This window comes from Vibrio superstes (genome assembly GCF_003569005.1).
Taxonomy (GTDB): Bacteria; Pseudomonadota; Gammaproteobacteria; order Enterobacterales; family Vibrionaceae; genus Vibrio; species Vibrio superstes.
In genome coordinates this window covers 2,681,883-2,697,101 of the sequence record NZ_BCUR01000004.1, presented here as the reverse complement: position 1 = coordinate 2,697,101, position 15,219 = coordinate 2,681,883, and the positions used below count along the sequence as shown (strand labels likewise).

Here is a 15,219-nt window from a genome sequence, read left to right as displayed (position 1 = left end):
AATTAGTCATCAAAGGTTAGAAATTGCACCATAATAGTTAGGTTAAGTAAAACTAAGTTGTGCTGATTAAGCGCGATAGACCGCCAATATGCATAGAAATTGGAATAATTTGCCTTTGAAATGATTTATGCACTTGCGTAATGAAGATTTCTTTGGATAATTCCCGCTTTGATTAATCGATGAACAGGCAACAGAATGAGCGAAGTAACGACTAACGAATATACCGAAGATGGCAAGCTGGTGAGAAAAATCCGCAGTTTTGTGCGTCGAGAAGGTCGATTGACTAAAGGTCAGGAAACCGCTTTGAACGAATGCTGGCCGACGATGGGCATCGATTATCAAAATGAATTGCTAGATTGGGCCCAAGTTTTTGGCAACACGAACCCAGTCGTACTTGAAATTGGCTTTGGTATGGGGGCTTCGTTAGTCGAAATGGCGAAGGCTGCTCCAGAGAAGAACTTCATCGGTATTGAAGTTCACCGCCCAGGAGTTGGTGCTTGTCTAAGTCTTGCTCGTGATGAGGGTATCACTAACCTTCGTGTTATGTGTCACGATGCGGTTGAGGTGTTTGAGAACATGATCCCGGATGGCAGCTTACAGACCGTTCAGCTGTTCTTCCCTGACCCATGGCACAAGAAGCGTCACCACAAGCGTCGTATCGTGCAGGTTGAGTTTGCTGAGATGCTTCGTTCAAAGCTTCAGATGGAAACGGGTATTTTCCATATGGCAACTGACTGGGAAAACTATGCAGAGCACATGATCGAGATTATGAACCAAGCTCCAGGATTTGCTAACATTGCTACAGATGGTGACTATATTCCTCGCCCAGAGGAGCGTCCTTTGACGAAGTTTGAGGCTCGAGGTCATCGCCTTGGACACGGTGTCTGGGATATTAAATATAAGCGCACTGCTTAATTGATATCGAGGGGCTACTAGGTAGCCCTTTTTTATTTCTATCTTGCTCAACTTTAAAAATAAGGTTTTTGGATGTTTCAATATGCTATCTTGGCCAACCCGGGTCACAATCGCATCTACTTTGATACCGCAGTAAAGATCGCGTGTTCAGAGCTAAAAGCGATTCTTACTTCTATGGATATCATCGTGGATGAAGTCTTGGAAAAGGATATCGGCTTACCTGCAGCTCTAGTGTTTGAAACAGATAAAGAACTGGATGCGCAGCAACTCAAAAGGCTGTCATCGTCGTCGATTTACTATGCCATTTTCCAAGTTGTAGAGTCGGGTCTGCTCAAGCCACTCCAACCTGAAGCGTTCAATACCTTCCCTGAAAGCATGAGTCAGATCCTGCGCTATACAGGCAAGACCAATGAGCAGTTTACTCGCTTGATGGTTAACTTAGGTTTAAGTGCAGCTAAAACTAACAGCACGCGAAAGTGTCTGATGGACCCTATGTGTGGTAAGGGGACAACTCTGTATGAAGGCTTGATCCAAGGTCTAGACGTTATGGGTGTCGAGATCAATGCCAAATGGGTTCAAGAGATCCAAACCTTTATCGTGAAGTACATGAAAAATGGTCGTTATAAGCATAAAGTGACCAAGGAAAAACGTACCGGAAGTGCGGGCAAAAAGATTGCCGATGGGTTCGTGGTTAATGCTGCAGTAAACAAAGAAGACTTTGTGAAAGACCTTGGGCAGTCGATGAAGTTGTACGCAGCTGATACGCGCATTGTGAATCAAATCATCAAGAAGAACTCATGTGATGTGATGGTCTCTGACCTTCCTTATGGTGTGCAGCATGGCAGCAAAAGTGCAAAAGACACTAAGATGGCTCGAAGCCCACTAGAGTTGATTGAGGAAGCACTTCCAGCGTGGAAGAGTGTTTTGAAGCCAAAGGGCGCGATAGTGTTGTCGTTCAATGAGTTCACTCTGAAGTGGACTGAGCTAGCAGAGCTGTTTGCCGAGCAAGGCTTTGAGGTACTAGATAAAGAACCTTACACTGGGTATCTGCACCGCGTAGACCAGTCAATTAACCGTAATATCTTTATTGCTGTTAAACCTTAAACTAGCTTTAAATAGTGACTTCCCTAAAGCCAACCTAGTGTTGGCTTTTTTGCCCTTGAATAACGCAAGGTAAGAAATGAAACCAACAGCTGAACTATTACAAGATATTCTAGCGGAAGTCACGCCCTTGGTAGGGCAGGGTAACGTCGCAAACTATATCCCAGCACTTGCTCAAGTCCCGAGTACCAAACTCGGCATTGCTGTATATACCAATGATGGTGAAGTCTTCAAGGCGGGAGATGCGGACGAGGCATTCTCCATCCAGTCTATATCTAAAGCTCTTAGCTTAACCCTAGCTATGCGCTTGTATGAGCAAGAAGAGATCTGGAAGAGGGTAGGAAAAGAGCCCTCTGGCCAAGCATTTAATTCACTGATCCAGCTGGAAATGGAACAAGGTATCCCACGCAACCCATTTATCAATGCGGGTGCTATAGTGGTTGCTGACCTGCTGAATTGTCGCTTGTCTGCCCCAAGACAGTATCTTCTAGAGTTCGTGCGTCAGTTGTCAGGTGATACGCATATTGTCTATGACAAGGTGGTAGCTGCTTCGGAGATGATGCACGGAGATCGCAACGCGGCTATCGCTTATATAATGCGTTCTTTTGGCAATTTTAACAGCGAGGTGATTCCGGTATTGGAGAATTACTTTACCGCCTGCGCCCTTCAGATGAGCTGCGTCGATTTAGCAAAAACCTTTAGTTATTTGGCCAATAAGGGTATCTCAGTGAGAACAGGTAAGCGTGTCGTCTCTGTGACTCAAAGTAAGCAGTTAAATGCCTTGCTCGCCACCTGTGGTTTGTATGATGGTGCGGGTGAATTTGCCTACCGAGTGGGCATGCCAGGTAAGTCTGGCGTTGGCGGAGGCATCATAGCGGTTGTGCCTGGTGATATGACTATCGCGGTATGGTCGCCCGAGCTTGATGCATCAGGCAATTCATTGGCAGGCACACGAGCCCTAGAGCTTCTATCTGAGCGTATAGGACGGTCTATCTTTTGATGGCCTAGTTTTTATAAACAAGTAGAGGTATCTTGCCTAAATGTGATCTTACAGATTATTTAGCTTATTGATGATTACTTTGGGTTCGTACGATGAATTACCGTCGTCCCCGAAGGTTTTTATCGGGGACCTTTCAGTTGTATTGCGTAGAAGATTCCCGATAACAGCACTCGGGAATGACGCCTATCTCCTCGCACGACTTGTGATCAAGAAACGTGCTTATAATACCAGTCGTACTAAATCACTGGTCATCCTAGCTTGTTAAAATACTCGATGACTGCGCTAGAATTTTTGATTGTAGAATAACTACTTATCGAAAAATTCTGCCTTGCCCTCGAGAGTTTTTCCTGCGCTATTTCTGAACACTTACTTAGTGTGATTGGTATAACTGACCGCTATTCTTCTTCCACCATAAACGCTTCTAGAAGATCATTTAAAAACAGCTTACCCTTCTCGGTGATCTGCCAATGAGTCTCAGTTTCGGTGAGATACTTCATCTCTAGCGCCCAATCTATGGTTTGTTGAATGGCGCTAATTGGCAGCCCCGTTGTGTTCACAAAGTCCTGCTTAGGGCAGGCTTCGATCAATCGAAAGCGGTTCATAAAGAACTCAAATGGACGGTCTTCATCGGCCACTATGTGTTCCGTATCTAGATAAGGCTTAACCATGTTCTGATAGCTGGCTAGATAGCCTCTAGGGTGCTTTGTCTTGGTAGTGCGAACAATGCGCCCGTCGGTGAAGCTGAGCTTGCCATGTGAGCCACAGCCGATACCGAGGTAATCACCAAAGCGCCAGTAGTTAAGATTGTGCTGACACTGATAACCGGGCTTACTATAGCCTGATATTTCGTATTGCACATACCCTGCAGCATTTAGCTTCTCATGCCCTCTTTCGAAGATATCCCAAAGGTCATCATCATCAGGCAGTGTCGGCGTTTTGTAATAGAACAGGGTGTTGGGTTCAATGGTTAACTGGTACCAAGATAAATGTGGCGGAGCCAGTTCAATGGCTTTATCTAAGTCATCCAGCGCCTGCTCAATACTTTGATCTGGAAGGCCGTGCATTAGGTCTAGATTGAAGCTATTCAAACCAATGGTATGGGCTAGTTTGGCTGCATTCACTGCTTCATCTTTACCGTGTATGCGACCTAAGCGCTCAAGCTTTTTCTGTTCAAAGCTTTGCACGCCTATTGAGATGCGCGTTACTCCCGCATGGACATACTGAGCAAATCGCTCAGCTTCAATCGTGCCAGGGTTTGCCTCCATGGTGATCTCTATATTTTCAGAGAAGGCAATGCGCTGTTTAGCGCCATTGAGCAAGCGTGCAATGTGTTGTGGAGAGATCAGGCTTGGCGTGCCGCCACCAATGAAGATGGAGGTAAGCACTCTTTCGCCAACAGAGTCCGCATATTTACTGATATCGCTATCCAAATCTTCGAGAAGGGCATCGATATACAGCTCTTCAGGGATATCACCCTTCAGAGCGTGGGAGTTGAAGTCACAATAAGGGCATTTTTGCACACACCAAGGTATGTGAATATAAAGGCCCAGCGCGGGTGGCGTTAGCGTGCTCATAGAGCCTGTTTTAGCTGTTGGAATAGCTCATTTAGCGCCTTACCTCGATGAGAGAGTTGCTTTTTACGCTCAGGTGCTAATTCTGCAGAAGCGCACTTGTCTTCTGGAACATAGAAGATAGGGTCATAACCAAAGCCATTGTCACCATGGGCTTTAGTTAAAATACGTCCTTCCCATTTTCCATGGCAAACGATAGGTGTAGGGTCATCCGCGTGGCGCATGTACACCAATACACAGTGGAAGCGCGCGCTACGTTGCTCCTCAGCAACGCCATCTAGCTCATCGAGTAGCTTGTCTAGGTTTTGCTGGTCAGTTGCCCCTTCGCCTGCAAAGCGTGCAGAGTAAATCCCAGGTGCACCCTTAAGAAAGTCGACTTCCAATCCAGAGTCGTCAGCAATGGCAGGTAGATCCGTTTCTTTCGCTGCATGGCGAGCCTTGATGATGGCGTTCTCAATAAAGGTTGTGCCTGTTTCGGCGACATCTGAGACTTGATATTCACTTTGGGCGTGCACCTCAAAGCCAAAGTCAGAAAGCAGGTTCGCCATTTCACGCACCTTGCCTTGATTTCCGGTAGCAAGCACTAGTTTATTTTTTGCAGACAAAGGATTACTCCTGAATATGGAAAGTTTGGTTAAATCGGAGAATGCCACTGCCTTTAGAACCAGCATCCGCTTTTATCTCAAAGCGATAGGTTTCATTCTCTGTGATTGGCAACTCAGCAAGGTAATAGATGGCCTCGCCCTGAGTGATTTCTCGAAATTCTAATGTTCGAGTATTGCCAACAAGGTTTTTGGCTGTGCCTTGAAGCGCTACCTGCGTTGGCTTTTTGCCAACGCTGTAGAGATCAAGGGCACTGATGTTGATTAGAGCAACGTTTGGGTTTCTCTTTAGTTTCAAATCTCTGGCAATTTCAGGGGCGATGAAGGTGGAATTAAATGCAGAGTAGTGCAATTCAATATCCTTCATACGCACAAACTGTTCAGCCCAACTGGGCATGGCAAACCCGGCAATCAATAATGTGCACAGTGCTCTTGTGAGTAGCTTTGTCATTCTTACCCCTAAAATCATGTTTAAACGTTACAGGCCGTATCTTGCCGGCCACACCTTGCCGGCCACACCTTACAGGCCGTACCAAATTGGACCAAATAGGCTGCTGGTGAGATCGCCCATCAAGAAGTTAGCAAACTGCAATGCAATAAATAGCACCAGTACGCTTAAGTCTAGTCCGCCCATAGAAGGAAGGATACGACGAATCGGTGCCAGCATTGGCTCAGTTAATTGATGGAATACGTATTCGATAGGGCTACGGCCTTGGCTAACCCAGCTAAGAATTGCACGAAGTAGCAGTACCCAGAACAGAAGCTTACCGCCAGCCTTGATTAGGGCAAGCAAGCCAATAATTAGAAGGTCAGGGCTAAAGCCTACCGCACCATTTGACGCCATCAGCATTAGAAGTACAAACTTCAGGACACACAGCGCATAAGCAAAGGTCAGCGTGGCTAAGTCGATATTACCAATGGATGGAATAACGCGACGTAAAGGCTTTAATACCGGCTGGGTAGCTTTCACGATAAATTGAGAGAACGGGTTATAGAAATCAGCGCGAGCTGCCTGCAACCAGATTCTAAGGATGACAACCATGATGTAGAGATCAAAAAAGGTCGTCACTAAAAACTGCATTGAATTCATTACAAATCCTTGATGAGGTTAAAAAAGGGATTCCATCTCTTGCGCACGTTTTACTGCAGCCTGCATGGCGGTGGCAACGGTGTCAGAGAGTTGGTGTTGATTAAATGTGGCAATGGCCTCAGCGGTGGTACCGCCTTTTGAGGTCACTTGCTGGCGAAGAGTTGCTAACTCTAATTCTGGGTTTTCAGCGACCATTTGCGCAGCGCCTATTGCTGATTGCTGTACAAGCATGCGCGCCGTGTCTTTATCAAAACCTTGTGCGATGGCTTCTTGCTGCATAGCTTCCATGAACAAGAAGAAGTAAGCAGGAGAGCTTCCCGCTGCTGCAATAATGGAATTGATTTTAGACTCTGATTCCACCCAGCAGATTTTACCGACCGCTTGCATTAGCTCACCAGCGAAGGCTTTATCTTTTTCACTGATTTGCTGCGGTGCATAAAGGCCACTCATACCAAGCCCAAGCAAGGAAGGAGTGTTTGGCATGACACGCACAAAGTCTGCATCTTGTCCCAGCATTGACTGCAATCTAGGAACTGTAATACCTGCAGCAATAGAGATCAGTAGCTTGTTACTAAAGTCGATACCAGAAAGCTCAGCCAATACCTCAGACATAATCTGTGGTTTGACCGATAGTACAATGACATCAGCCTGAGTGACTGCAGCTCGGTTGTCCGATGTCGCAGTAATGGAAAAGCGCTTACTGATTCTGTCACGGCTTTGCTGTGATGGGGCGGTTGTTGTTAATGCGTTCGCGGGGTAACCGCTGTCTAAAAGCCCGGCAATAATGGAGCTTGCCATATTGCCTGAACCAATAAAGGCGATGTTACGTGCTGAATTTGCCAAGAGCTTTATCCCTTACTGTTTGTTTGACTTATTGTTTGCTTGAATAGTCTCGCGCGCCAAAAATGGCGGTGCCGATACGAACCATAGTACTACCGGCTTCGATAGCGGCTTCCATATCACCGCTCATGCCCATAGATAAGGTGTCTACTTGAGGATATTGGGCTTTAATTGCTTCAAACAAGCCTTTGAGCTGATTAAAGGCCTGCAATTGTTCCTCATAGCTTGCAACCGCTGCGGGTATGGACATTAACCCACGTAAAGTTAGATTGGGCATTGCTTCAATAGAAGAGGCTAACTCTAACGCCTGCTGAGCCGAAATTCCGGACTTACTTGCCTCACCACTGGTATTGACTTGGATGAGCACCTGCAATGGCTCTTTATCGTCAGGCCTTTGGTCACTAAGGCGCTGTGCGATTTTAGCTCTATCAATAGAGTGAACCCAGTCGAAGTTCTCACTAATAGGGCGTGTTTTATTGGATTGTATTGGCCCAATAAAGTGCCATTCTATCTTGAAATCGCTATGATGTTCTTGAAAGTATTGAACTTTTTCAACACCTTCTTGCACGTAGTTTTCGCCAAATTGGCGCTGCCCTGCAACACAAGCGTCTACAATTGCTTGGTTGGGCTTAGTTTTACTTACTGCAAGAAGTTGCACGGAATCAGTTGCACGCCCAAACTTACGTTCAGACTCTTTAATCTGCTGATGAATATGTTCTAAATTTGATTGGATTGTCTGCATAGTTTTGACTTAACAGGAAATTTTATGGATATCACCGAATTGCTTCGCTTTAGTGTAAAGCATAATGCCTCAGATCTACATCTTTCATCGGGACTACCGCCAATGGTAAGGATTGATGGCGATGTGAGACGCTTGGAAATGCCTGAATTTAGTGAAGCTGAGGTACATGAACTTATCTTCGACATTATGGATGATGCGCAACGAAGTGAGTTTGAATCCAACCTTGAGTTGGATTTTTCCATCGAGCTGGGTGGCGTTGGTCGATTTAGGGTCAATGCCTTTAATCAAAGCCGTGGGGCCTCTGCGGTGTTTCGAACCATTCCCACTACGATTCCTACCCTTGAGCAACTTGATTGCCCGCCCATATTTGAAAAAATAGCTAATTATGAAAAGGGACTGGTTTTGGTGACTGGGCCCACGGGGTCGGGTAAATCAACCACCTTAGCGGCCATGGTTGATTACATTAATCGTCATCACAACAAACACATCCTAACCATTGAAGATCCTATTGAGTTTGTTCATCAAAGCTCTAAGTGTTTGATCAATCAAAGGGAAGTGCATCGTGATACGCATAGCTTTAAGGCGGCGCTTCGTTCTGCACTACGTGAAGACCCTGATGTGATTCTAGTGGGTGAGCTTCGTGACCAAGAAACCATAAGCCTTGCGCTTACCGCGGCAGAAACGGGGCATTTGGTCTTTGGCACCCTGCACACCAGTTCTGCAGCCAAAACCATAGACCGTATTATTGATGTATTCCCCGCGGGCGATAAAAATATGGTTCGCTCTATGTTGTCAGAGTCATTGCGCGCCGTTATCGCGCAAAAACTGCTAAAGCGTATTGGCGGAGGCCGAGTGGCCTGTCATGAGATCATGTTAGCGAATCCTGCTATTCGCAACCTTGTTCGAGAGGACAAGGTGGCGCAGATGTATTCGATCATCCAAACTGGTGCGGCTCAAGGTATGAGAACTATGGAGCAATCGGTAAATCAATTGATGCAACAAAATCTGGTTAGCCGCGAAGAAGCAGAGGCTAAGGTTGAGATACAGCCTAGCTTAGGTTCCGGCTTTTAGGTGTTGTTAAAACCGACAAGGAGAAGACCATGGAATTAAAAGAACTGTTAGATGCGATGACAGAGCACAAGGCATCGGATCTGTATATCACTGTAGATTCTCCTTGTATGTTTCGAGTGGACGGTGAGCTTCAGCCTTTTGGCGACAAGCTACACCAATCTGGAGTGACCGCCATTCTTGATAGCATCATGGATAACGATAGGCGCAAAGAATATCGAGCCATTAGGGAAGCCAACTTTGCCATAGAAAGTGAATCGGGACGCTTTAGGGTCAGTGCTTTCTTTCAGAGAGATCTTCCTGGTGCTGTCATTCGTCATATTGAAACCAACATCCCTTCTTTTGATGAGCTTGGCCTACCTGATACGCTAAAAGATCTCGCTATGGTCAAGCGCGGTCTAGTGCTGGTGGTTGGCGCTACGGGATCAGGGAAATCGACGACCTTATCCGCTATGGTGGGGCATAGAAATCAACACCAACGAGGGCATATTCTTACGGTAGAAGATCCTATCGAGTTTGTGCATCAGCATCAAAAGAGCATAGTCACTCAGCGTGAGGTTGGCTTAGATACTGAGAGTTATGAAATCGCACTTAAAAACTCTTTAAGACAAGCCCCGGATATGATCGTCATTGGTGAGATTAGAACACCAGAAACCATGCGCTATGCGATGACCTTTGCCGAAACGGGGCACCTGTGCGTCGCGACCTTGCATGCAAACAATGCCAACCAAGCACTAGAACGAATTTTACACTTAGTTCCTCAAGGTCAGCGAGAACACTTTTTACTCGATCTCTCTCTTAACCTGAAAGGGATCGTAGGGCAGCAATTGCTTAAGGCACAAGATGATAGCGGACGTCATGCCGCGCTAGAGATCTTATTGGTGACGCCGAGAGCGTCGGATCTTATTCGTCAGGGAGAGATCGCGGAGATTAAGAACTATATGGCCAAGACCAAGCAACAAGGGATCTGTACCTTTGATCAATCACTCTTTGATTTAGTCGTGCAGGGCAAGGTGAGTGAGGAAGAGGCTTTGAGAAGCGCAGACTCTGCAAACGATCTGCGCTTAATGCTTAAAAATCACCAAGGGACTAGCAGTAGTGGCCCGTTAGACGATATTAAAATTGATATGGGGTGAGGATCACTCTCCCCACTGACTCTCAAACCAACTTTCTAAAATAACCACGGCAGACTGACAGTCTACATTGCCTTTGCTAAGGGCTTTGTAGCCTCCCATGGCAAATAGGTCGGCTCTCGCTTCAGTAGTGGAAAGCCTCTCATCGTGGAGTTCTACTTGCACCCCAAATCGGCCATGAATTCGCTGAGCAAATTTCTTTGCCCTCGGAGTGATAGTCTTTAGGTCTTTACCATGTAGATCTGTTGGTAGGCCTACAATCACAAGGTCGGGTTTCCATTCTTCTAGCTGTGCTCCTATATCATCCCAATGGGGGATACCATCTTTTGCCTTAAAGGCCTTTAGAGGAGTGGCGGTGCCTGTTATGTCTTGTCCGATGGCGCTACCAATGCTCTTGGTGCCGTAATCAAACGCCATTATGGTTCTGCTCATGCATGTCCTGCTTGTGTTGATAATTGAGATGCGTCTATGCCTAGCGACTGTACGGCGCTAGCCCAGCGATCTTGTACCGGTGTGGCAAAAATAATACTGGGGTCAGCTTCCATCGTTAACCACGAGTTCTCAGCTAACTCATTTTCCAGTTGCCCAGCCTCCCAGCCGGAATAACCGAGTGTGACAAGGTATTGCGCTGGCTCTTCTTGGGTTCCAAGCACTGACAATATATCTTTAGATGTCGTCATAGTTAGGCCATTGGCCATTTCTATGCTGGATTGATAACTGCCTTTAGGCTGATGAAGAATAAACCCACGGTCTTCTGCGACAGGGCCGCCATTGTGCACAGGTTGCTTGAGGCTATCACCAGCCTGAATATGTTCTGATTTCAGTTCTACCTGTTTCAACATGCCGGCGACGGTGATGTCGATAGGGGCATTGATCATGATACCCATAGCGCCATTTTCATTATGCTCGCAGATATAGATAACAGAGCGCTTGAAATAGGGGTCTTGCATTGATGGCATGGCTACTAAGAAGTGATTAGTAAGGTTCATGCAGCTACCTCCGAAAACAAGCCACCGCTGTGCGGTGGCTACGCGTTATGCCAAGACGCGGCTTTTAGTTATTTGCTAATGCGTCGCTCAATAGCGTCCATCAGCTTGCCTGTGATTGAAATACCAAACTCAGTTTCAATCTCAACGATACAGGTTGGACTGGTGACATTGATTTCAGTAACTTTATCGCCGATGACATCTAGACCAACAAAGATCAATCCTTTCTCTTTAAGTGTAGGACCTATCGCATTTGCTATCGCAAAATCTGTCTCACTTAAAGGACGAGCTTCGCCACGTCCGCCTGCAGCCAAGTTGCCGCGAGTTTCGCCCTTCGCTGGAATACGAGCTAGGCAGTAAGGCATTGGTTCGCCATCAACGATCAAAATGCGCTTATCACCATTGCTGATGTCAGGCACAAATGCTTGTGCCATCGCGTAATTTTGTCCGTGATTAGTCAATGTCTCGATGATGACTGATACGTTTGGATCGCCGTCTTTTACGCGGAAGATAGATGCGCCACCCATACCATCTAGTGGCTTAAGGATGACATCACCATGTTCTTGTTGGAAGGCTTTGATCTTGTCGGCTTTACGGGTCACGATAGTGGTTGGTGTCATATCGGCAAACCAAGCTGTGTATAGCTTCTCGTTGCAATCGCGCAGGCTTTGAGGCTTATTGACGATTAGTGTGCCTTCAACTTCAGCACGTTCCAGGATATAGGTTGCGTAGATATACTCAGTATCAAACGGAGGATCTTTACGCATCAATACAGCGTCTAGCTCAGAGAGTTTGATGGTTTGCTCGGAAAGGAATTCATACCAAGAATCGGCGTTCTTCTCGACTCTTAGGGTTTTAGTATCAGCAACCGCTACACCTTGATCTAGGTGCAGATCGTTCATTTCCATGTAATGGATTTCGTAGCCACGTTTTTGTGCCTCGAGAAGCATGGCAAAACTTGAATCTTTCTTGATGTTGATGGATGAGATAGGGTCCATCACTATGCCGATCTTGATCATTTATTCCTCCTAGCCAAGATCGCCAAAGCGAACTTGGAGTGCGGTAATTGCGGTAAGGGCTGCTGTTTCTGTTCTAAGAACGCGCGGCCCTAACAGTGTTTGTTCGAAGTTATGTTCGGTGGTCATGTCGATTTCAGAGCCAGATAGCCCACCCTCAGGGCCAATCAGTAACTTAACGTGTTTGATTGGCTGTGGAAGGGTGTTAATAGAATAAGGGGCTCTAGGATGAAGGTTGAGCTTAAGCCCCTGATACTCCTCGCTACACCATTCTTCTAATTGCATGATGGGTCTAATCACGGGAACGGTATTACGACCACTTTGTTCACAAGCCGCAATCGCGATTTTCTGCCACTGCATGAGCTTTTTCTCAAATCGTTTGGCATCGAGTTTAACGCCACAGCGATCAGAAATAAGAGGGGTAATGGTATTGACGCCAAGTTCCACTGACTTTTGAATAGTGAACTCCATCTTATCGCCGCGAGAAACGACTTGTCCTAGATGGATATCGAGTGGTGATTCGACACTGTGCTGCTGAGAATCTGTTATCTCAACCGCGACATTTTTCTTGGAAACCTCTGTAATAACAGCGGAATACTCTACATCGCTGCCATCAAACAAGGTAACCGCTTGTCCTGTCTGCATTCTTAATACACGACCAATGTGCCCTGCGGCATCATCACATAGTTGGACATGTGTGGCTGAAGACAAAGACTCAGGATGATATATCCTTGGTGTACGCATTAAATTCTTACCCGTAACTAACTGAACTCACTAAATATGGTTGCTATGGTAGCAAATAACAAGAGGTGTAGCGCAGTCTGATAGAGATGAATTTTTAGTGGCTACACGCTTGCTCAACGAATGGGTTTGAATTGCCCTGAGCTTCAGAGATCAATTGATTGCGCTGACACTCCCAGTCAGTCACAGCGTAGGTTTTGTTCCACGCTTGCATTAGCTTGATTTGTTGATCGGATAGAGTGATGGGATATTGCTTTTCCATATACAGATAGGTGCGAGCAATAGCGCCTCGAGATTGTTCTGGCGGCATCGCCTTATCATCTTTAAAGCTAACCTGCATTTGGCATTGACCATAACTAACCCCGCGTTCCCCATTCCATTGGTTGAAATCAAAGTTCGATCGATCACTATTTACTTCGCCAATCGCGGGCACTAGGTTGTGCAGATCGGCTTCCATTTCTTTGTAGATAGGGTCGCTTTTGGTGCAATTCGAACGACCACCTTCTTGCCAGCATTGCCTTTGCTTGCCAAGGTGTGCAGCAGGAACGACATGCTCCCACTCAATACGGTTTGCGCGTCGCTCTTGTTTACGAACTTGGTAGCCGCAATCAGCCAGTTGCGGGGTACCTTTCTTCCCTTGCCAATCTATCTTACACCCACAGTAAAAGGACTCGGGGTGTTGCTGATAGATACCAACGGCGAGTTGCTTAGACTTATAGAATGATTGCGGTTTAGCATGAACCGATGCAGCAACAAGTACTAGGCTGATAATTGGGAAAATAAAGCGTATCAAGAATAAACAACGTTGAATGTAAAAAAACAGAGCGTAGGATAACGATGTTTAGTTAAATTGACCAGATTTTGTTCAGTTGAGTGTGACGATACTTCTAGTGGCATCGATTCGTTCTATAAGAAACAGGTGGGTTGATTAGCTAAGCTGCTTACCTGTGAAGGCTAATCCATTCCCACAACTGCGACAGGTATACTGACTCTCTTCGCGCTGGACTTTGTTGTGACGGCGTATGGAAAGAGGGTAGCTCCGACAGCCACATTGATATTCAAAGGTTTTACCTTGCACAGAGCTGATATCCATAGTGTGGGTTCGCTCAGGCTTAATACCAAACACTTTAGCCATAACGTATTGCCACTCTTTGCCATGAGGCCTAACTCTTCCAAACACCTGATGGGTGATTAGGTGTGCTAACTCGTGTGGTAGCACCTCATCTATAAATGCTTGTTGGTTTTCAGCAAACAGCACTGTATTTAGTTTGATGGTATTGAGTTGCAGCAATGCTTTGCCGGCTGCTTTCCCTCGCATGTTGACCTCTACTTTGGGTATAGGGAAGCTTCGCTGGAAGTGCTTATTTGCAACGTCTATTAGCTGTGCTGTTGTCTTGGATAGTTGATACTGAATCGGGGTCATTAAATTAAGTGTACTAACTGTATATGCATGCACTCTAGCGCAATCTGTTTAGACAAAAAAGAGGCAAAAATAGAGATGAAAAAGGGAAGCGAATGCTTCCCTAGTTAAGGATGGCTAATTTAGTGCTTCTTTTGAATGGTTGCGTGATAGGCGTGCCATGTGCCATACCCAAGAATTGGCATGGTGACTATCATGCCGATCCCGTAAGTAGCAAAACCAATCAGTACGCCACCACAAATCATTGCAGCCCAAACTAGCATTGGTCCAGGATTGCTCCGAACGGCGTTAAAGCTGGTAAATACCGCGGTCATCATATCGACCCTGCGCTCTAGCATCAGTGGCATTGAGAACACTGAAATACTAAATACAACGGATGCCAAAATGAAGCCTGCGATTGACCCTGTAATGAGGAAGGGTGCAAATTCAACAATGCTAGCCCCTTTAACTGAAGGGTAGAGAGCGTGTAGTAATGCCGCCACTCTCATCCAGAAAATCATGGCCACCACTAAAAGGACGGCAAAACTCCATTGAGATGTTGAATTGCGCCCAATGGCCTTCATAGAATGAAGCAAGCTAGGCTGTTTTCCTCGTTCTCTCGCCCAGCTGGCATCGTATAGACCCAGAGCGAGGAAGGGGCCGATTAGCATGTACACAATAAGAGCAGGGAGTATCACTAGATGTGAATGATTTCCTTGCAGATAGATAAGTCCAACAATGCCAGCAGCCGCGGCGGCGAAGCAGATTCCATAGAAAAGACTAATTAGTGGCGACTTAACAAGGTCATTAAGTCCCAGCGATAACCACTGAAAGGGGTCGCTGATGGTGATTTTGTTGCACGGCAGTGTCTTTGCGTAGTCACTGTCTTTGACTTCCGTTGTTTTCTGGAAGTCGTCGTCATCGTATGTACGAGGCATGGTAATCCTCCTGATTCTGTCCCGTAATGTTTACCCTCGATGCATAGAGCAGCGCATCTCTAATAGAAAGACCAAGG

The 15,219-nt window shown here is 46.2% G+C and carries 18 protein-coding genes; 5 read left to right on the top strand and 13 right to left on the bottom strand.

The genetic code is table 11. From position 1 onward, the window contains the following. The first annotated feature begins 195 nt into the window (after positions 1–195). The 3 genes from trmB to glsB all read left to right on the top strand — a co-directional run bounded on the left by trmB (position 196) and on the right by glsB (position 3,016). Positions 196–915, top strand: coding sequence for a tRNA (guanosine(46)-N7)-methyltransferase TrmB (gene trmB, locus D5I41_RS20240; RefSeq protein WP_119011355.1), 720 nt, complete (start codon positions 196–198; stop codon positions 913–915). Between the two features lie 72 nt (positions 916–987). After that, positions 988–2,019, top strand: coding sequence for a TRM11 family SAM-dependent methyltransferase (locus D5I41_RS20235; RefSeq protein ID WP_119011354.1), 1,032 nt, complete (start codon positions 988–990; stop codon positions 2,017–2,019). 76 nt (positions 2,020–2,095) lie between these two features. Then, complete coding sequence (glsB, locus tag D5I41_RS20230) at positions 2,096–3,016, top strand: glutaminase B (RefSeq protein ID WP_119011353.1); 921 nt, start codon at positions 2,096–2,098, stop codon at positions 3,014–3,016. A gap of 395 nt (positions 3,017–3,411) precedes the next feature. Here glsB and hemW read toward each other — a convergent pair whose 3' ends face one another. From hemW to D5I41_RS20200, 6 genes are all read right to left on the bottom strand, one after another. After that, the gene (gene hemW / locus D5I41_RS20225) at positions 3,412–4,590 is read right to left on the bottom strand and encodes a radical SAM family heme chaperone HemW (protein ID WP_119011352.1); all 1,179 of its coding nucleotides are present in this window, start codon (positions 4,588–4,590) and stop codon (positions 3,412–3,414) included. Beyond that, positions 4,587–5,192, bottom strand: coding sequence for an XTP/dITP diphosphatase (locus tag D5I41_RS20220; protein ID WP_119011351.1), 606 nt, complete (start codon positions 5,190–5,192; stop codon positions 4,587–4,589). Before D5I41_RS20220 ends, hemW begins: the two co-directional genes overlap by 4 nt. A 4-nt stretch (positions 5,193–5,196) precedes the next feature. After that, positions 5,197–5,640 carry a DUF4426 domain-containing protein gene (locus tag D5I41_RS20215; RefSeq protein WP_119011350.1) on the bottom strand — a complete coding sequence of 148 codons (444 nt, stop codon included), beginning with the start codon at positions 5,638–5,640 and terminating at the stop codon, positions 5,197–5,199. Positions 5,641–5,709: 69 nt separating this feature from the next. After that, the gene (locus D5I41_RS20210) at positions 5,710–6,279 is read right to left on the bottom strand and encodes a YggT family protein (protein ID WP_119011349.1); all 570 of its coding nucleotides are present in this window, start codon (positions 6,277–6,279) and stop codon (positions 5,710–5,712) included. 18 nt (positions 6,280–6,297) lie between these two features. After that, complete coding sequence (proC, locus tag D5I41_RS20205; protein ID WP_119011348.1) at positions 6,298–7,122, bottom strand: pyrroline-5-carboxylate reductase; 825 nt, start codon at positions 7,120–7,122, stop codon at positions 6,298–6,300. A 28-nt stretch (positions 7,123–7,150) separates the two neighbouring features. Then, positions 7,151–7,861 (bottom strand): YggS family pyridoxal phosphate-dependent enzyme, encoded by a 711-nt coding sequence (locus D5I41_RS20200; protein WP_119011347.1) that lies wholly within the window; start codon positions 7,859–7,861, stop codon positions 7,151–7,153. Between the two features lie 24 nt (positions 7,862–7,885). Between D5I41_RS20200 and D5I41_RS20195 the strand changes: the two genes are divergently transcribed. Continuing rightward, entirely contained in the window at positions 7,886–8,932 is a 1,047-nt protein-coding gene (locus tag D5I41_RS20195) for a type IV pilus twitching motility protein PilT (protein WP_017032830.1), read from the top strand. A 29-nt stretch (positions 8,933–8,961) separates the two neighbouring features. Next, entirely contained in the window at positions 8,962–10,065 is a 1,104-nt protein-coding gene (locus tag D5I41_RS20190; RefSeq protein ID WP_119011346.1) for a PilT/PilU family type 4a pilus ATPase, read from the top strand. A gap of 3 nt (positions 10,066–10,068) precedes the next feature. Here D5I41_RS20190 and ruvX read toward each other — a convergent pair whose 3' ends face one another. The 7 genes from ruvX to D5I41_RS20155 all read right to left on the bottom strand — a co-directional run bounded on the left by ruvX (position 10,069) and on the right by D5I41_RS20155 (position 15,142). Next, a complete protein-coding gene (gene ruvX, locus D5I41_RS20185; protein ID WP_119011345.1) occupies positions 10,069–10,494 on the bottom strand; it encodes a Holliday junction resolvase RuvX in 426 nt (141 codons plus the stop codon). Further along, positions 10,491–11,051, bottom strand: a complete 561-nt coding sequence (locus tag D5I41_RS20180) for a YqgE/AlgH family protein (RefSeq protein WP_119011344.1) — start codon at positions 11,049–11,051, stop codon at positions 10,491–10,493. The genes ruvX and D5I41_RS20180 overlap by 4 nt, the downstream gene beginning before the upstream one ends. Before the next feature lie 68 nt (positions 11,052–11,119). Beyond that, entirely contained in the window at positions 11,120–12,067 is a 948-nt protein-coding gene (gshB, locus tag D5I41_RS20175; protein ID WP_119011343.1) for a glutathione synthase, read from the bottom strand. A 9-nt stretch (positions 12,068–12,076) separates the two neighbouring features. Continuing rightward, the gene (rsmE, locus tag D5I41_RS20170) at positions 12,077–12,808 is read right to left on the bottom strand and encodes a 16S rRNA (uracil(1498)-N(3))-methyltransferase (protein WP_119011342.1); all 732 of its coding nucleotides are present in this window, start codon (positions 12,806–12,808) and stop codon (positions 12,077–12,079) included. A gap of 94 nt (positions 12,809–12,902) precedes the next feature. Then, the gene (locus tag D5I41_RS20165; protein WP_119011341.1) at positions 12,903–13,598 is read right to left on the bottom strand and encodes an endonuclease; all 696 of its coding nucleotides are present in this window, start codon (positions 13,596–13,598) and stop codon (positions 12,903–12,905) included. A 135-nt stretch (positions 13,599–13,733) separates the two neighbouring features. After that, complete coding sequence (locus tag D5I41_RS20160; protein ID WP_119011340.1) at positions 13,734–14,228, bottom strand: SprT family zinc-dependent metalloprotease; 495 nt, start codon at positions 14,226–14,228, stop codon at positions 13,734–13,736. A gap of 119 nt (positions 14,229–14,347) precedes the next feature. Further along, complete coding sequence (locus D5I41_RS20155; RefSeq protein ID WP_119011339.1) at positions 14,348–15,142, bottom strand: DUF2189 domain-containing protein; 795 nt, start codon at positions 15,140–15,142, stop codon at positions 14,348–14,350. Positions 15,143–15,219: the final 77 nt, after the last annotated feature.